The following is an 18,644-nucleotide window of genomic DNA, read 5'->3' on the forward strand; positions in this document are numbered from 1 at the left end:
GGTGCAGCGCAGATTGCACTTGTCGATCACCGACAGCCGCAGATCCGTGGCCCGGCGCCCGTGCCGGTCCACCAACCCGGTCCCGGCCGGGGCCCCGGAGGGGCCCGGTCCGGCACCGCGCACCCGCGGCAGACCCAGGGAAACACTCATGTCACCGCCTCAGACATGTCGATCAGCGCAATAGCGCAAATCCAGTTGTCGTTATTCCATTCACCCTACGAGTTCGAACAGCCGGCCTCCAACAATGCGGAGCCCCCGCGTGGGATTTCCTCCAGAATGCGCGTCCCTGACAATAGGGACATATCGACCACAGGCCGCGCCGACGGCCTTCACGACGCGGAACTCGGCCGACCGGTGGATTCGTCGACCATCGGATTCCACGCCGCTGGATCGCCGTATTTCCGCCTCCGCGGGCGCTGTTGGATCGCATGGTGAAACAGAGTTCTCCCTCCGAAACAAATGACGCATCAGCATTTCCGAGAGAATTGATTGCGACAGAAACATTTCGAGAACCGAAATCCGACACCGCGAAAAATGGCATAGCGCCCGCCGCATTACTAGGTTTTTTTCCATGACGACCGACTCCGTTCCGCCGCGCATCGATGGTCCTGCTTCCGACGCCCTGCTCAAGCTCGGGCAGTTCTTCACGAGGTGGGAGGAGAGCCCGGACCGGCGCGCGGTGTTCCGCGAGGGCGGCCGTGCGGGGGACGCGTTCTACCGGAACCGGTGGAGCCACGACAAGGTGGTCCGCTCCACGCACGGGGTGAACTGCACGGGCTCCTGCTCGTGGAAGGTGTACGTCAAAGACGGGATCATCACCTGGGAGGCCCAGGAGACCGACTACCCCTCGGTGGGTCCGGACCGCCCCGAGTACGAGCCCCGGGGGTGCCCGCGCGGTGCGGCCTTCTCCTGGTACACCTACTCCCCCACCCGCGTGCGCTACCCGTACGTGCGCGGAGTGCTGCTGGAGATGTACCGGGCCGCCAAGCAGGCGGTCGGCGGGGACCCCGTGCTCGCGTGGCAGGCCGTGGTCGGCGACCCGGAGAAGCGCCGGGCGTTCCAGCAGGCCCGCGGCAAGGGCGGGCTGGTGCGCTCGAGCTGGCAGGAGGCGCTCGAGATGACGGCCGCCGCCCACGTGCACACGATCAAGACCTACGGCCCCGACCGGTGCACCGGGTTCTCCCCCATCCCGGCGATGTCGATGGTCTCCCACGCGGCCGGTGCCCGGTTCATCAACCTCATCGGCGGGGTGATGAACAGCTTCTACGACTGGTACGCGGACCTGCCGGTGGCCAGCCCGCAGGTGTTCGGGGACCAGACGGACGTGCCCGAGTCGGGCGACTGGTGGGACGCGACGTATCTGATGATGTGGGGCTCCAACATCCCGGTCACCCGCACCCCGGACGCCCACTGGATGGTCGAGGCCCGCTACCGCGGCACGAAGGTGGTCTCGGTCAGCCCCGACTACGCGGACAACACCAAGTTCGCCGACGAGTGGCTGCCGGCCCAGGCCGGCACGGACGCCGCCCTGGCCATGGCCATGGGCCACGTGATCCTGAAGGACAACTTCGTGGACCGGCGGGTCCCGTTCTTCGAGGACTACGTGGTGCAGTACACCGACCTGCCCATGCTGGTCACTCTCGAGCGGCGTCCTGACGGCACCGTGGTGCCGGGCAAGTTCCTCCACGCCGCCGATCTCGGCGGGGGCGAGGCGAGGGCTTCCGACGCGGCGTTCAAGACGGTGCTGATCGACCGCGACGCCGGCACCCCGGTGGTGCCCAACGGGTCGATGGGCTTCCGCTACAACGAGCAGGACGAGGGGAAGTGGAACCTGGACCTGCAGGGGGTGCGCCCGGCGCTGTCGATCACGGACGCGGCCTCCTACACCGGGGCCACGAGCGGAGTGGACCTGCCCGCGTTCACCGACGCCACCGGCGAGGGCTCGGTGGTCCACCGCGGGGTGCCCGTCACCGAGGTGGCCGGGCGGACGGTCACCACGGTCTTCGACCTCATGCTCGCCCAGTACGGGGTGGGCCGGGCCGGGCTGCCCGGACAGTGGGCCGACGGGTTCGACGACGCCGCGACCCCCTACACCCCGGCCTGGCAGGAGGAGATCACCTCGGTGCCGGCCCAGGCCGTGACCCGCATCGCCCGGGAGTTCGCCACCAACGCGGAGAAGTCCGAGGGCCGGTCCATGATCATCCTCGGCGCCGGCATCTGCCAGTGGTACCACGGGGACGTCACCTACCGGGCGATCCTGGCGATGCTGATGCTGTGCGGGTGTCAGGGCCGCAACGGCGGGGGCTGGGCCCACTACGTGGGTCAGGAGAAGGCCCGCCCGATCACCGGCTGGGCGGCGATGGCCGCGGCCACCGACTGGACCCGTCCACCGCGGTTCATGATCGGCACCGCGTTCTGGTACATGCACACCGACCAGTTCCGCTCCGACGGCTACTCCTCCGACTCACTGCAGTCCCCGCTGGCCGAGGGCCATCTGAAGGGCATGCACACCGCCGACGTGGTCGCCAAGTCCACCCGCCTGGGGTGGATGCCGTTCTTCCCCCAGTTCGACCAGAACTCCCTGGACGTCGCCGACGCCGCCGCCGAGGGCGTGGCCCGCGGAGAGGCTCCCGACGAGGCGGCCTGGGTCGCGGACCGGCTCAAGGCCGAGGACATGCGCTTCGCCGTCGAGGACGTCGACGCCCCGCAGAACTGGCCGCGCACCCTGGTGCTGTGGCGCTCAAACCTGCTGGGCTCCTCGGCCAAGGGCGAGGAGTACTTCCTCAGGCACCTGCTGGGCACCCACCACAACGTCATGGGCGAGGACCACTCCCGGTCCCGGCCGAAGGACGTGACCTGGCACGAGCAGGCGCCCGAGGGCAAGCTCGACCTGCTCGTCTCGGCCGACTTCCGGATGACCAGCTCCACGCTGCTGTCCGACGTCGTGTTTCCCGCCGCGACCTGGTACGAGAAGCACGACCTGTCCTCGACCGACATGCACCCCTACGTGCACGCCTTCACCCCGGCGATCAACCCGCCGTGGGAGGCCAGGACGGACTACGACCTGTTCCGGCTGCTGGCCGAGGAGTTCTCCCGGCAGGCGCGCACCCACCTGGGCGTGCGCAAGGACCTGGTCGCCACCGCGCTCACCCACGACACCCCGGGCGAGCTCGCCCAGCCCGGCGGCCACGCCCCGGACTGGAAGGGCACCGACGTCCCGGCGGTGCCGGGCAGGAACCTGCCCGATCTGAAGGTCGTGGAACGGGACTACGGCGCGGTCGGGCAGAAGTTCCTCGCGGTCGGGCCGCTGGCCGAGAAGCAGGGGTTCACCACGAAGTACATCACCTACGACGTCTCCCATGAGGTCGGCCGGCTCGCGCGCCAGCACGGGGTCTTCGACTCCGGGGCCGCGGCGGGACGGCCGGCCGTGGACACCGACGCGCGGATGGCCGAGGCGATCCTGCTGTTCTCCGGCACGACCAACGGGGAGCTGGCCGTGCAGGGCTTCGAGACCCTCGAGAAGCGCACCGGGGTCCAGCTGGCCGACCTGGCCCGCGGTTCGGAGGAGAAGCGCATCACCTTCGCCGACACCCAGGCCGCGCCCGTGCCGGTGATCACCTCCCCGGAGTGGTCCGGCTCGGAGACCGGAGGACGGCGCTACGCCCCGTTCACCATCAACATCGAACGGCTCAAGCCCTTCCACACCCTCACCGGGCGGATGCACTTCTTCCTGGACCACGACTGGCTCAAGGACATGGGCGAGTCCCTGCCCATCTACCGACCGCCACTGGACATGCACCGCCTGTTCGGGGAGCCCAAGCTCGGGCAGCGCGGGGACCTGTCGATCGCCGTGCGGTACCTGACCCCGCACAACAAGTGGTCGATCCACTCGGAGTACCAGGACAACCTGTTCATGCTCTCCCTCTCCCGCGGGGGCACCACGGTGTGGATGAGCCCGCAGGACGCCGCGCTCATCGAGGTCTCCGACAACGACTGGGTCGAGTGCCTCAACACCAACGGCGTGTACATCGGCCGGGCCATCGTCTCCCACCGCATGCCGGCCGGGGTGGTCTACGTCCACCACGCCCAGGAGCGCGTGATCGACGTGCCGAAGTCCGAGGCCACCGGCCGCCGGGGCGGGATCCACAACTCGGTGACCCGCATCCTCGTCAAACCCACCCACATGATCGGCGGCTACGCGCAGCTGTCCTGGGCCTTCAACTACCTCGGGCCCACCGGCAACCAGCGCGACATCGTCTCCGTGGTCCGCAAGCGCTCCCAGGAGGTCCAGTACTGATGCGAGTCATGGCCCAGGTCGCCATGGTGATGGCGCTCGACAAGTGCATCGGGTGCCACACCTGTTCGGTGACGTGCAAGCAGGCGTGGACCAACCGCGCCGGCACGGAGTACGTGTGGTTCAACAACGTGGAGACCCGGCCCGGCCAGGGCTATCCCCGCCGGTACGAGGACCAGGAGAAGTGGAAGGGCGGCTGGGAGCTCAACCGCCGCGGCAACCTCAAGCTCAGGTCCGGCGGGCGCTGGGCGAAGCTCGCCGGCCTGTTCGCCAGTCCCGTCCAGCCCGAGCTCAACGACTACTACGAGCCGTGGACCTACGACTACGAGAACCTGATCAACGCCCCGGCCGGCACCGACTTCCCGGTGGCCCGGCCCAAGTCCCTGATCACGGGCGACGACATGAAGATCGAGTGGTCGGCCAACTGGGACGACAACCTCGGCGGCACCGCCGAGCTGGGCCACCTGGACCCGGTGGTGGAGAAGGTCCGGCGGGAGTCGGAGGAGAAGATCAAGTTCGAGTTCGAGCAGACCTTCGCCTTCTACCTCCCCCGGATCTGCGAGCACTGCCTGAACCCCTCCTGCATGGCCTCCTGCCCCTCGGGGGCGATCTACAAGCGGGTCGAGGACGGCATCGTGCTCGTCGACCAGGACCGGTGCCGCGGCTGGCGCCAGTGCGTCACCGGCTGCCCGTACAAGAAGATGTACTACAACCACAGGTCGGGCAAGGCCGAGAAGTGCACCTTCTGCTACCCCCGCATCGAGGTGGGGATCCCCACGGTGTGCGCCGAGACCTGTGTGGGCCGGCTGCGCTACATCGGCATCTTCCTCTACGACGCCGACCGGGTCACCGAGGCCGCCGCGACCCCGGACGAGCGGGATCTCTACGAGGCGCAGCTGGACCTGATGCTCGATCCGCGCGACCCGGCGGTGGTCGCCGCGGCCCGGGCCGAGGGCATCCCCGAGGACTGGTTGGACGCGGCCCGGAGGTCCCCGGTCTACACGCTGGCCAAGGAGCTGCGCGTGGCCCTGCCCCTGCACCAGGAGTACCGCACCATGCCCATGGTCTGGTACGTCCCGCCGCTGTCGCCGGTCGTGGACCTGCTCCAGGACCAGGGCCACGACGGCGAGGACGCCGGCAACCTGTTCGGGGCGATCGACTCCCTGCGCATCCCGGTGGAGTACCTCGCCGAGCTGTTCACCGCCGGGGACACCGAGAAGATCCGGGAGGTGCTCAACAAGCTGGCAGCCATGCGCTCCTACATGCGCGACATCGCCCTGGGCCAGGAGGCGGACGAGTCCATCGCCGAGGCGGTCGGGATGACCGGGGCCGAGATCCAGAGGATGTACCGGCTCATGGCCATCGCCAAGTACGAGGAGCGCTACGTCATTCCCTCCGCCCACCTGGAGGACGCGCACAACCTCGAGGAGATCGGCTGCTCCCTCGACGTCGACGGCGGGCCCGGGATGGGCCAGACCGGGGTGTTCGGAGAGGCCTCGGGCCGGCCGATGCCCATGGCGGTCGAGAACTTCAACGCGCTGCAGGCACGCCAGCGCGGCGATGACCCCACCGGCCACGAGGAGCTGGGCGGCCGGGTCAACCTGCTCAACTGGGACGGCCGCGGCAGACCCCAGGGGTTGTTCCCGCCCCACGACGGGAACGGGGCGAGCTGATGGGCCTGCTGGAGAAGCTGCTCGGCAAGGCCGGACCGGGCACCCTCGACCCCGGCGCCTGGACCGACGCCCACCCCCGGCGCAGTGCCGTGGTCCGCCAGGCCGCCGCCGTGCTGCTGGGCTACCCGGACCAGGCGCTGCTGCAGATGCTGCCGACCCTGCGCTCGGCCCTCGAGGAGGTGGGCGCCCCGGTGGAGGAGACCGAGGAGCTGTTCGCCTGGTTCACGGCCCGGCCCCTGGAGCAGGTGCAGGCCGACTACGTCCAGGAGTTCGACCTCTCGCGGCGGCACAGCCTGCACCTGACCTACTGGACCGACGGGGACACCCGGCGCCGCGGGGAGGCGCTGGCGGCCTTCAAAGAGGTCTACCGCTCCCACGGGGCCGAGCTGGACGAGTCCGAGCTGCCGGACTACCTGCCGCTGGTGCTGGAGTTCACCGCGAAGGTCTCCCCCGAGGACGGCTACGAGCTGCTGCAGCGCTACCGGCCCTCGCTCGAGCTGCTCCGGCTGGCCCTGCGCGACGACGGGCTGCCGCACCGCGGCGCCGTCGCCCTCGTGTGCTCCACGCTGCCCGGGGTCTCCCCGGAGGACCGCGACGCCGTGATGCGGATGGCCGGCTACGGCCCGCCCACCGAGTCCGTCGGCCTCGACCCGTACGACCCCCGGCTGCTGCCGATCAGTGAAAGGAACCAGGCATGATCCCCCTCGCACCGCCGCCCGAAACCGTCGAGATCGGTATGGGGGACATCCTGCTGTGGGGCGTGCTCCCGTACGTGGTGCTCGCGATCGTCATCGGCGGCACCGTCTGGCGCTACAAGTACGACCAGTTCGGCTGGACCACCCGCTCCTCCCAGCTCTACGAGTCCCGCATCCTGCGCATCGCCTCCCCGCTGTTCCACTTCGGGATCCTCGCCGTGCTGGCCGGGCACGTCGTCGGACTGGTCATCCCCCGCACCTGGACCGATGCCGCCGGGATCACCGAGCACATGTACCACATCGTGGCGCTCGGGATCGGCACGGTCGCCGGCATCGGCACCCTGCTGGGGATCGTGATGCTCATCTGGCGCCGGCGCACCACCGGCCCCGTGTTCATGGCCACCACCAGGAACGACAAGTTCATGTACCTGATGCTGCTCGCCGCTCTGCTCACGGGCCTGGGCGCCACCATCCTCTCCGTGTTCGACACAACGGTGGTCGACTACCGCCAGACCGTCTCCCCGTGGTTCCGCTCCATCTGGATCCTCCAGCCCGACGTCGCCGCCATGACCGCCGCCGGCGTGGGCTTCCACGTCCACGCCCTGTGGGCGATGGCGCTGTTCGCGATCTGGCCCTTCACCCGGCTGGTGCACGCGTTCACCGCACCGGTGCACTACCTCTTCCGCCCCTACATCGTGTACCGCTCCCGCGGCTCCTCGTCCCACCTCGCACCCGTGCGCCGTGGCTGGGAGCCCGTGGGCACCCAGGACCGAGGAGTCCGCGGCGCCACCCGCGGCCCCGGCCGCCGCACCCGTCCCCACAGCGACAGCACGCACAGCGGCAGCACCCGCGCCGGCCGCCGCTGACGTCCCGCCCACCGAACGCACGAGGACAGCCATGTCATCCACCTCCCCCGCGACCTCCTCCGGCACCACGGCCCCGGAGCTCCGGGCCGGGCAGCTGCGCAACCTGCTCCTGGCCACGCTCGCGTCCACGGTCGGTTTCTGGGCCTGGACGATCGTCGGTCCGCTCTCCAAGCGCTACGCCCAGCAGATGGAGCTCGACGCCACCCGGACCGCCGTGCTGGTGGCCATGCCGATCCTCGTCGGCGCCGTCTGCCGGGTGCCCGTCGGCGCCCTGACCGACCGCTACGGGGGGCGGGTGATGTTCACGGTCGTCCTGGGCGTCACCGCCCCGCTGGTGCTGGCCACCGGGCTCGTCGGGCAGCTGGGCAGCTTCGGGCTGCTCGTTGCCGTGGCGTTCTTCCTCGGCATCGCCGGCACCGTCTTCGCCGTCGGCATCCCGTTCTGCTCGGCCTGGTACGAGTCCCACCGCAAGGGCTTCGCCACCGGCGTCTTCGGCGCCGGCATGGTCGGCACCGCCGTCTCGGCGTTCTTCACCCCCCGCCTCGTGTCCGGCATCGGATACCTGGGCGCGCACATCACCATCGCCGTGCTCGTCGCCCTCACGGCCGTGGCCTGCTGGCTGCTGCTGCGGGACTCGCCGGTGCACGCGGCCAAGACCCCCGAGCCGGTCCTGCCGAAGATCACCCACGCTTTCACCCTCCCGGTGACCTGGCAGCTGTGCTTCCTCTACGGGGTGGTCTTCGGCGCGTTCGTGGCCTTCTCCAACTACCTGCCGACCTACCTCGACAACGTGTACGGCTTCGACGCCACCGCCGCCGGCACCCGCACCGCGGGCTTCGCCCTGGCCGCCGTCATCGCCCGCCCCGTCGGCGGGATCCTGGCCGACCGGATCGGACCGAAGACCGTCACCCTGGCCTCCCTCGCCGGCACCGCCGTGCTCGCCGTGGTCGTGGCCTTCCAGCCCGGTCAGGAACGCGTCTACGGACCGACCTTCCTGCTCATGGCCCTCTTCCTCGGTCTGGGCACCGGCGGGGTCTTCGGCTGGGTCGGCCGGGCGGCCCCGGCCAAGGACGTGGGCACCATCGGCGGCATCATCGCCGCCGCCGGCGGACTGGGCGGGTACTTCCCGCCACTCGTCATGGGCGCCACCTACAACGCCGAGAACAACAGCTACTTCGTGGGCCTGACCCTGCTGGCGGGCTTCGCGGTCCTGTCCCTGCTGCTCTCCCTCACCGTGCGCAACGGCGGGAAGATCGACGAACGGACCCGGCCCTGAGGGCCGTCACCGACAGGACCCACCGCCGGCTCGGACGGGGCCCTCTCGGCTCCCTGCCGGAGCCCGCCCGCGACGCCCACGGTGCCTGGACGCTGTTCTCGCACGCCCACGTCACCGCTGCCGCGCTCGACCCCGAGACCTTCTCCAACGCGGTCTCCCGCCACCTCCAGATCCCCAACGGCCTCGACGGCCCCCTGCACACGACCTTCCGTGCCCTCGTGGAGCGCTGCTTCACCACGGAGCGCATGACCGCCCTGGAACCCGCGATCCACCAGGTCGCCGCCGACCTGACAGCACAGCTCGCGGTCCCCGGCCCGATCGACGCCGTGGCGGTCGGCTCCCGCTTCGCCGTCCGGGCGCAGACGTCCTGGTTGGGGTGGCCCGCGGAGCTCGAGGACGTGCTGCTGGAATGGATGCACCACCACCGTGCCGCCGCCCGGTCCCGAGACCGTTCCCGCACCGCAGCGGTCGCCCAGCAGTTCGACACCATCATCCGGTCCCTGATCGACGTCCGCCGCGCAGCCGGTGGGGACGCACCCGATGACGTCACCACCGACCTCGTCCACGGCCGCCTCGAGGGCCGGGAACTCGCGGACGAGGAGATCGTCTCGATCCTGCGCAACTGGACAGGCGGTGACCTGGGCTCGATGGCGCTGTGCGCCGGGGTGGTCCTCACCTACCTGGCCGACCACCCCGACCTGCAGGCCCGGATGCGCTCCGGCGTGTCCGACCGGGAGTTCGAGGCCATCCTCAACGAGATCCTCCGGATCGACGACCCCTTCGTCGCGAACCGGCGCATCACCACAGAACCCGTCACCGTCGGCGGCCGCCGGTTCGCCGCCGGCGAGCAGGGCCTCCTGAACTGGACCACCGCCAACCGGGACCCGCGGATGTTCGGAGACCCGGACGCCTTCGACCCGGTCGGCAACGCCCCGTACAACCTGGTGTACGGGATCCGCAAGCACGTCTGCCCGGGACGCGCGCTCGCGACCCTCGAGCTGCGGGCACTGACCCGCGCCGTCCTGGACGCGACGACCATGATCGAGGCCGATCCCGGCCGCACGCGAGAACGCGAACTGCCACCGGCCGGCGGCTTCGCCACCGCCCCGCTCTGGTTGCGCTGACCCGCGCGGGCCGGTGTCGGAAGCCCCTGCAGACCCCGCCACGGGTCGAGCAGCGCGGGGCAGAGGGCATGCCGTCATCGACAGGTCCACGGGCCCGCCCGTGGACCACCAGGCCCATGGGAGCGGTAATGCTGGGGTAACACCGGCTCTTGCATGCTGGGGTGCTGCGGGTCACAGCACCCGACTCCACCAGGACGGACCAGAACAGCAGGGGGTGCAGGGCATGAGCGCTGCTCAACCGACCGAGATCAAGATCACCATCGGCGGAGCTGTGGACACCGGCTCCACCGGCGAGGTGGACAACGCCCTGCGCACCCTGGGTCTGGATGACGGGGATCGGCGCTGGGTGTGGTTCCTGGAGGACCTGACACCCGGGGTGACCGCGCTGCCTCTGCTCTCTGCAGGCGTCATCGTCCGGCTACGCCTGAACCCGAGGAACAACGCGCCCGACGAAGCCGACTCCGCGATCAAGCTGCGTCCGGCGCGCCGCTCTCAGCTGTTGCCTCCCTGGCACGGCCCGCACCAGGACGACGACGGGAAATACCGGATCGAAGCCGACTGGGCCGGCCGCAAACGGGTGCTGGCCGCCTCCTGCGTGGCCGACGTGCCACCTGAGCACGTTCCTGTGCCGTACGAGCAGGCCACTGGTGACTCCGGGGACGACGGCGGCAGATGGTCCCCAGAAGCCGCCTTCTCCTCGGCTCAGCACGACTTCCTGCGCACCTGTACCCGTCTACCCGTGGCCCTGGGTGGTTTGACCTGTCTCGGGCCCGTCCAGGCCCGTCGCTGGAAGAACATCAGCCTGCACCTGCCCCGTGGCACAGGGAAGGAGGTGGTGGCCGAACGATGGACGGTCGGTGAACTGGACTTCCTCGAGCTGTCCGTCCGGGTCGACGCCGGCGGCGATGCACGAGCCGCACAGACCGGCTTCGAGGCCGCAGTGCGCGCCGCCGGTCTGCACTTTCCGGAAGAGCAGGAGACCAAGACCCGACGTGTCCTGCAGTACCTGGCCGACCGCGTCACCACCGACCAGGATCCGCAGCGTGCTCACCCCGGAGGTCCGGGCTGACCAGCAGCGGATGGCAGCGCAGAAGAACGGCCGACCGGTCCGACAGGTCCAGGACGGTGCGCCGGAGCCGGGCTCAGGCTCCGGCCGTCCCGTAGGCGTCGAGGTACGCCGCGCGGTTCTCGGGGGCGATCGGAGGCAGGACCCGGCACGGGTTGCCCGCAGCCAACACGTCCGGTGGGACGTCGCCCGTGACGACGCTGCCCGCCCCGATCACCGAGGGGGCGCCGATGGTCAGACCCGGGCCCGGACGTGCGACGGGGGCACCTCGTAGGCGGCCTTGAACACCCGTGAGAAGTGGGCGGCGTCGGTGAATCCCCACCGCTCGGCGATGCGTGCCACGGACACCCGTGCGTTGGCGGGGTCCTCCAGGGCCCTGCGGCAGCGTTCCAGGCGCCGCCTGCGGATCCAGGCCGACACGGTGGTGCCCTCGTCGTGGAAGATCTGGTGCAGGCGCCGGGTCGACATGAAGTGCGCCCGGGCGATCATCGCGGGATCGAGTCCGGGGTCGGGGAGGTGGGCCTCGATGAAGTCGTGCACGCTCGCGCGCAGCCGGTCCTGCTCGTGGGCGGAGCCGGCCACCTGGCCGTCGAGCTCGTGGTTGAAGGAGACGGTCAGCAGGTCCAGGGCGGAGTTGCCGATGCGCTGCCCGGTCATGCCGTTCAGTGCCTCCATGCGCTCGGCCACCGAGGCCAGGAAGGAGGACACCATCGCGTGGACCGGCTCCTCCGCGCGGACACGCTGGGCCCTGAGCTGGGCCGCGGCGTTCGGCGGCAGGTCGAGGGCACTGTGGTCGAACATCATGACCAGCAGACGGGAGTCGTCGGGGAACTCGAGCCGGTACGACGCCGAGGTGTCGTAGAGCGCCATGTCGCCCGGTTCCAGCACGGCGGAGTGCTCCCCCTGCTCGACGACGCCTCGTCCCTCCAGCTGCAGACTGACCTTGAACCGCCCGCCCTCCTGGTCGGGCCCCCTGACCTCACGCTCCACGACGTGAGGGCCGACCCGCAGGTGGGCGATGCTCATGCTCCCCGTCGTCCGCGCCACGAGTCCGGCGCGGAAGGTGCGGGGGGCGCGCGTCGAGCACTTCAGCGGGCCGAAGGACTGCGAGGTGAGCACGGACCAGTCGCGGATCGTCTCCGCGAGAACCGGGATCGCGGGACCGCCCGGGGAATCAGGCCGCGTCGGGGCCATGGCTGGTCCTTCCGTCCGGTTGCGGGAGCACTCGGGCTGTGGCGCACGCCACAACCACACGGAGATCCTAGCGCAGGAGTCCTGCTCCGCTCCGGGCCCGTCGGCGCAGCAGTCCCGTCGCCAGGCCTGCCGCGGTCAGCTCGAGCACGATCAGCGCCAGCATGGCGCTGTGCTCGGCACCGCCGGTCAAGGACTCTGCAGCACTCGGCCCGGTGGCGGCTCCCCCAGGGTGTGCCGGGTGGCCTCCGCTCGTGTGGTCTCCCATGAGCGGGAGCACGAGGACGTGGACCACGGCCATGGCGACCGCCGTGCTCAGCGCCATCCGCACCGGTTCCGCAGCCTCCGGCCGACGCACCAGGTCGGCCAGGCAGAACGAGCACGCCACGGCCATGGCGGCCATGACGAGCGACCAGCCGGCGCCGTGGCCGCCGCCGACCGCCGTCCACCCGTGGGCCGCGACGGAGGCGGCGACGCAACCGGTGAGGAGGACGTGCACCGGTGCGCCCGAGGTGCGGGCGGCGGACGCGCCGGCGGGAAGGCGTGGGGCCGCGGCGGGCCGGACGGCCTCAGCGGCGGACATCGCCGGCTCCTGCGACGGAGGAGGCCGCGGCAGCAACGTCCTCGACGTTGCCCCCCGTGCCGATCCGGGCGAACACGTGGGGGCGACGACGACGCAGGTGCTCGCCCCACACCAGGCCGACCACCCCGGTGGCCAGGATGATCGCGGGCATGACCACGGCCAGCGGGCTGGGGCCCTCGGCGCCGATGAGGACGTCGAAGTTCACCAGGATCAGCACGAACACCGCGCCGAGACCGGCCGCCGAGACCGCCGGGGCGATCCAGCGCACCCAGGCGGAGTGCCCGCCCGGATCCCGCCGGAAGTGCCCGATGACGGCGGCGGAGGTGACGGCCAGCAGGAAGATCAGCCCGAAGGCCCCGGCGTTGGTGAGCCAGGTGAACAGGGTCAGGACCGGGAACAGCGGACCGAGCTCCGAGTTCCGGCCGGCGACCGCGAAGCCGGTCACGAGCAGCACCGCCAAACCGCTCTGGGTCAGCGACCCCGCCACCGGGGCGTGGTTGCGCCGCCCCACCGCCCCCAGCCACCGCGGCAGCACGGACTCGCGGCCCAGGGAGAAGAAGTAGCGGGCCACGGCGTTGTGGAAGGCGATGAGCGCGGCCAGCAGGCTGGTGACGAACAGGACCTGGGCGATGTCGGTCAGGAGCGTCCCGCCGTGCTGGGCGAGGAAGACGAACACGAGATCGGGCCCGTTCTCCCGGGAGGCCGCGACGATCCGGCCGGGGCCCACCCCGACGGCCAGGGCCCACGCCGACACGGCGTAGAACACCGAGATGATCGCCACCGCGGTGTACGTGGCGCGCGGGACGGAACGGGCGGGATCCTTGACCTCCTCGCTGTAGATGGCACCGGACTCGAAGCCCATGAACGCCGCGATCCCGAAGGCGAGCACCGCGCCGATGCCGTGGGTGAAGAACTCGGAGGGCATCAGCGGCTGCGTGCTGATGCCCTCGGGGGCCACCGCCAGGGACAGGACGTCGACGACGATCACCACGAGGAACTCCAGGGCGACCAGGACGGCGATGACCTTGGCGGAGAGGTCCACCCGGCTGACGCCGAGCACACCGACCAGCGCGAGACCGGCCAGGGCCGCGGCCCACCAGGGGACCGCCAGGCCCAGACGTGCCTCCAGGAAGGAGGACAGGGCGAAGCCGAAGATCCCGTAGAGCCCGATCTGCATGGCGTTGTAGCTGATCAGTGCCAGCCAGGAGGCGCCGATGCCCTGCCGCGCCCCCAGGCCGTCGGCCACGTAGGCGTAGAAGGCGCCCGCGTTGGTGATCCGCGCGGACATCGCCCCGTACCCGACGGCGAACAGCGCCAGCAGCGCCCCGAGCAGGACGTAGGCCAGGGGCACCCCCAGCAGCCCGGTGACGGCGTAGGTGGAGGTCACCCCGCCGGCGAGCACGGTCAGCGGTGCCGAGGCCGCGATGATGAGGAAGACCAAGGACGGGACGGTCAGCGTCCGGCGGTCCAAGCCCCCGCTCGCGCCGGGGCGGCCGATGGCCGCGGTGCCGACGGGCACGGTCGCGTCGCCGGGAGGTGTGGTGCTGGTGCTCATGGCTCAGCCCTCGCAGTGGCAGTCGTGGGTGGGGTGCCCGCCGGTGCCGGTGACGGCGTGGGCGGTCCCGACCGCGGGGGCCGGATCGGCGTGGCCGACCTCGGAGCCGCAGCAGCGTCCGCCGGCGGTGGACCAGTCCGGCAGGTCCAGGGCCGGGTTGCGGTCCAGGAAGCCGTAGGGCTTGAACCAGAACCCGTAGTAGTCCACCGGCATGACGGGCCAGTCCTCGGTGCGCGGGATGTGGGTGGGACCGAAGGTGTGCCACAGCACCACGTCCGTGTCGGTCAGGCCGCGGTCCTGCTGCACCCACTCGCCGATGCCCCCGCCCGCGTGCTGGTTGGGGAAGTCACCGGCCGGGAACCTCTCCTCCTGGTCGAAGGCGGTGACCCACAGGTGGTGGGTGGCGAACTCGGCCCGCTTGCGCGCCGAGGAGCCCTCGGCAGCCAGCAGCCGCGGCCCCGGCATGGGGATCAGGTGGTAGGCGGTGGGCTCGCCGACGTGGTTGAGGCGGTGGGGGTTCGTGACGAACCACTTGCGACCGGTCTCGGTATTGGCGTCCCGGACGCCCTCGGACTCCCGGGTGACGTCGGTGCGCGACCACGTGAAGGCGTTGCCGTACGGGTTGTCGTCGCCCATGGGCAGGGCCACGAGGTTCTCCTCCTGCACGGAGTTCTCCGTGCCGTCGACGGCGACGTCGAGGCGGGCGCAGAAGATGTGCTGGTGCACCGGGGCCTGGATGCCCGGGGCGATCTCGGCCGAGTGCCGGTTGGGCCGCCCGGGCGGGCAGGCGCCGGCGAAGACGATGCCGGTGGCCTTGGCCTCCACCTGGATGGAGCCGTCGAGGTAGAAGTACCAGAAGAACCCGTACTCGTAGTTGCCGATGGTGGCGAAGTAGGAGATCACGAGGCGCCGGGAGCGGCGCACCTGCGGGGTCTCCCCCGGTTCGGTGTGCTTCCAGAGGACGCCGTAGTCCTCCTCGTGCATGCACACCGCGTGCGGGATCTCCATGGGGTGGCCCTCGTCGTCGGCCACGAACGCGTCGAAGTACCGGATCACGCCCAGGCAGTCGCAGCCGAGCTTCAGCGAGTTGGCGTTCTTGCCGAGCAGGTACTCGCCGGCGTCGAAGTAGCTGATCCAGAACCGGGTGCTCGTGGTGTCGCCGTAGGGCACGACCATCTCGGGCACGGAGCCGCGGTAGAGCACCGAGCGGTCCTCGGGCTCCTCGCGGGAGTCGTCGCGGAAGGTGACCTGGTTGATGACCAGTCCCTCCTGGGCGTTGAAGCCGATCCGCAGCTTCCAGTTCTCCCAGGTCACGTGCGTGCCGTCCACCCGGAAGGAGGGACCCTCCGGCTGGACGATGTCCAGGGGCTTGAGCGTGGTGCGGGCGGGACCGACGTGCTCGGGGGTGTAGTTGGCGTCCTCCATGGGGACCGGCACGTCGCCCTCGTCCTCGAGACGGACGACCTCCCCCGCCGTCAGGTCGACGTGCGCGACCAGGCCCTCGACCGGGTGGCCCCAGGGGTTGTCCCCCTCGAAGCGGCGGTGGAAGGTCAGCGAGCGGATCACACGTTTGCCGGTCTCGTCCTCCCGCGGGAAGAAGCCGGGCGCGAGCGGGGAGACGAACGTGTGGGTCGTGTCCTCGATCCCGCGGCGGGCCATGGCGGCCTGCCAACGCGGGTCCGCCTTGACGATCGCCGCGGCCCGGTCGTACTCCTCGAAGAGGTACTGGGCCTGCCCGTAGGGGTGCTCACCCGTGTTCATCCGCTCGACGGCCAGCACGGCGCCCCGGGTCACCGAGACCAGTGCCCGCAGGGTCTCGCCGGTGGCGGTGTCCAGCAGGGTGACGTCCACGGACCGGTCGAAGCCGTCGTCCCCGTCGACGTGGGACAGGACGACGGACTTGGCCGGCTCCACGGGCAGGACGCGCGGGAAGCGGGTGGTGGGGCCCACGTGGCCGGCCTCCTCCAGGATGCGGCGGGCGGCCGAGATCTCCGCCGGCGTCAGGAGGTCCAGGGGGTGGTGGACCCCCAGCGCGGAGGGGCGGACGGTGTGGGTGGTTTCGCTCATGGACGCACTCCAGATGTGACGAAGGAGGCCGGAGGACCGGCCGCGACAAGGATTGCTGTCCATAGTGACGTGGACGACACCTGCTGTCTCCGGTCCGGAGCACTTCGTTCCCTGGATGGCGATCGGTCTGCGCGCAGAGTCAAGAGAGGGCCACGGCAGCTGCCGCCCCGCCCTCGAACGGTGCCCACGGCTGGTACATGCCCGGAACGGGCCGGGAATGCGCTGCCCCCCCTGTTCCCGGAAAGCCAACAGGCGTGCGCGCATCCGCAAGCAGGTCAGGGGCAGGAGCCCTAGCGTGAAGGCCATCACCACGGAGAGGACGGAACAGCATGAACGAGAGCCCGGCAGACCTGTTGCTGCTCAACGGCACCATCGACACCCTGACGGCCCAGGAGCCACGGGTCTCCTCCCTGGCCGTCCGGGACGGGAAGGTCGCCGGGCTCGGCGACGGCGCCCTCCGGCTGCGGGGCGAGGGAACCGCCGTGGTGGACCTGCAGGGGGCGTACGTGATGCCCGGTCTGCTGGACGTGCACAACCACCACATGCTGGCCGGGCAGATGGACCTGTTCGAGCTCAGCACTGCCCCGACCCTGGGCCTGGACGAGCTGCTGGAGGCCGTCGCCGCCCACGCCGCGGGGCTGGGCCCCGACGAGTGGGTGGTCGGCGGCAGCTGGGGCTCGGGGCTGCTGGGCGAGATCAGCAGCGTCGAGGCGCGCGCCCGGCTGGACGCCGCCACCGGGGGACGGCCGGCGCTGCTCAAGGACGACAGCAAGCACAACCGCTGGGCGAACAGCCGCGCCCTGGAACTGGCGGGAATCGACGGTGCCACCGCCGACCCCGCGGGCGGCGGGATCCTGCGCGACGCCGCCGGGCAGGCCACCGGTGTGCTGCTGGAGGCCGGCGGGGGCCTGGTGGAGAAGACCCTGGCCCGCCTGCGGCCGACGTCCACCGAGGACGTGGCCCGCGCGGCCGCCCGGGGCATCGAGGTCCTGCACTCCTACGGCGTCACCGGGTTCCAGGACGCGGCCACCTCCCTGCAGCTGATGCGGGCCCTGAAGACCCTCGACGACGACGGGCGCCTGCACGCCTGGGTCGTCACCTCCATGCCGGCCAACGACGCCATCTTCGGCACCGCCCCGCTGGGCGAGGAGATCATCGCCCACCGCGACGAGACCCGCAGCGAGCACCACCGCCCCGACTTCGTCAAGATCTTCCTCGACGGCGTGCCTCCCGCCGGCACCGGCGCCTTCCTCGAGCCGTACCTGCCCGAGGCAGGGTTCCCCGAGTGCCACTGCGGGGGCACCACCATGGACCCCGCCGAGCTGCAGGAGTGGTTGACGCGCACTGCCGAGCGCGGGATCTCCGCGAAGATCCACTGCACCGGCGACGCCTCCGTGCGCCTGGTCCTCGACACCGTGGAGAAGGTCCGCGCGGCCGGGCACACCGAGCCGAAGTACCACATCGCCCACGGCCAGTTCGTCCACCCCGACGACATCGCCCGGTTCGCTGCGCTGGACGTCACCGCCGACATCTCCCCGACACTGTGGTTCCCGGGGGTGATCTCCGAGGCCATCGCCACCGTGCTGCCCGCCGAGCGGGCCTCGAGGATGCAGCCCAACCGGGCGCTGCTGGACACGGGAGCCCGGATCGCCGGGGGCTCGGACTGGCCGGTCAGCGTCTCGCCGAACGCCTGGGAGGGGATCTACGGCCTGGTCACCCGGCAGGACCCGACCGGCCGGTTCCCCGGCACCCTGTGGCCGGAGCAGGCCATCACCCTGGAGGAAGCCGTCCGCGTCTACACCACCGCCTGCGCCGAGGCCACGGGCCTGCACGACGTCACCGGCTCCCTGGCCACCGGCAGGTCCGCGGACTTCGTCGTCCTCAGCGACAACCCCTACGAGATCGACATCGACCGCGTCCGGTCCATCACCGCCCGCCAGACCTGGTTCGCCGGGACCAAGGTCTACGACGCCGCGCGGACACCGGCCGCACCGGCGCACGCGTCCGCCTGACCAGCAGGTCGTGCCCGGCACGAGCTGCTACCGGCCCGTCCCCGGTGCCGGCGCCACCGGTGGTGGTGCGCATCGACGATGTCCAGGACAGCAGTTTCTCCTCGGTCGTCCGTCCTTCCGGCCTCCGCTCCGGGGAGCGTGAGATCCGCAGGGCCACCGACGACGGTGCCCGCCGGCTGTCCCGCCGGCGGGCACCACCGCTGTCCGGATGGATCACGGGAGCGGGCCCCGGGAGGAAGAAC

Annotated in this window: 12 protein-coding genes and 1 pseudogene; 8 read left to right on the top strand and 5 right to left on the bottom strand. The window is 70.9% G+C overall.

Annotation, left to right across the window (positions count from 1 at the left end):
- Positions 1–150, bottom strand: a pseudogene (locus tag RE027_RS00005) (GTP 3',8-cyclase MoaA); the annotation flags it as partial.
- 421 nt (positions 151–571) lie between these two features.
- Here RE027_RS00005 and RE027_RS00010 point away from each other — a divergent pair.
- The 7 genes from RE027_RS00010 (at position 572) to RE027_RS00040 (ending at position 10,997) form a co-directional block, all read left to right on the top strand.
- Positions 572–4,297, top strand: coding sequence for a nitrate reductase subunit alpha (locus RE027_RS00010; protein WP_368806194.1), 3,726 nt, complete (start codon positions 572–574; stop codon positions 4,295–4,297).
- The gene (gene narH / locus RE027_RS00015) at positions 4,297–5,967 is read left to right on the top strand and encodes a nitrate reductase subunit beta (RefSeq protein ID WP_368806195.1); all 1,671 of its coding nucleotides are present in this window, start codon (positions 4,297–4,299) and stop codon (positions 5,965–5,967) included. Before RE027_RS00010 ends, narH begins: the two co-directional genes overlap by 1 nt.
- Positions 5,967–6,665: a nitrate reductase molybdenum cofactor assembly chaperone gene (gene narJ / locus RE027_RS00020; RefSeq protein WP_368806196.1), complete on the top strand. Its 699-nt coding sequence runs from the start codon at positions 5,967–5,969 to the stop codon at positions 6,663–6,665. Before narH ends, narJ begins: the two co-directional genes overlap by 1 nt.
- On the top strand, positions 6,662–7,528 hold the full coding sequence (gene narI / locus RE027_RS00025; protein ID WP_368806197.1) for a respiratory nitrate reductase subunit gamma: 867 nt from the start codon (positions 6,662–6,664) through the stop codon (positions 7,526–7,528). The genes narJ and narI overlap by 4 nt, the downstream gene beginning before the upstream one ends.
- A 31-nt stretch (positions 7,529–7,559) precedes the next feature.
- On the top strand, positions 7,560–8,804 hold the full coding sequence (locus tag RE027_RS00030; RefSeq protein ID WP_368806198.1) for an MFS transporter: 1,245 nt from the start codon (positions 7,560–7,562) through the stop codon (positions 8,802–8,804).
- Positions 8,805–9,049: 245 nt separating this feature from the next.
- Positions 9,050–9,928: a cytochrome P450 gene (locus RE027_RS00035; protein WP_368806199.1), complete on the top strand. Its 879-nt coding sequence runs from the start codon at positions 9,050–9,052 to the stop codon at positions 9,926–9,928.
- Between the two features lie 214 nt (positions 9,929–10,142).
- Positions 10,143–10,997: a hypothetical protein gene (locus tag RE027_RS00040; RefSeq protein WP_368806200.1), complete on the top strand. Its 855-nt coding sequence runs from the start codon at positions 10,143–10,145 to the stop codon at positions 10,995–10,997.
- Between the two features lie 231 nt (positions 10,998–11,228).
- On the opposite strand, the gene RE027_RS00050 is transcribed toward RE027_RS00040, so the two are convergent.
- The 4 genes from RE027_RS00050 to RE027_RS00065 form a co-directional block, all read right to left on the bottom strand.
- Entirely contained in the window at positions 11,229–12,188 is a 960-nt protein-coding gene (locus RE027_RS00050) for an AraC-like ligand-binding domain-containing protein (protein ID WP_368806201.1), read from the bottom strand.
- A 67-nt stretch (positions 12,189–12,255) separates the two neighbouring features.
- Positions 12,256–12,768, bottom strand: a complete 513-nt coding sequence (locus RE027_RS00055) for a hypothetical protein (protein WP_368806202.1) — start codon at positions 12,766–12,768, stop codon at positions 12,256–12,258.
- Complete coding sequence (locus tag RE027_RS00060) at positions 12,755–14,323, bottom strand: APC family permease (protein WP_368806203.1); 1,569 nt, start codon at positions 14,321–14,323, stop codon at positions 12,755–12,757. The genes RE027_RS00055 and RE027_RS00060 overlap by 14 nt, the downstream gene beginning before the upstream one ends.
- Before the next feature lie 3 nt (positions 14,324–14,326).
- Complete coding sequence (locus RE027_RS00065) at positions 14,327–16,390, bottom strand: primary-amine oxidase (RefSeq protein ID WP_368806204.1); 2,064 nt, start codon at positions 16,388–16,390, stop codon at positions 14,327–14,329.
- 329 nt (positions 16,391–16,719) lie between these two features.
- On the opposite strand from RE027_RS00065, the gene RE027_RS00070 reads away from it, so the two are divergent.
- Complete coding sequence (locus RE027_RS00070; RefSeq protein WP_368806205.1) at positions 16,720–18,402, top strand: amidohydrolase; 1,683 nt, start codon at positions 16,720–16,722, stop codon at positions 18,400–18,402.
- Positions 18,403–18,644 lie beyond the last annotated feature (242 nt).

Source organism: Kocuria sabuli, assembly GCF_040981185.1.
In the GTDB taxonomy this organism is placed as follows: domain Bacteria; phylum Actinomycetota; class Actinomycetes; order Actinomycetales; family Micrococcaceae; genus Kocuria; species Kocuria sabuli.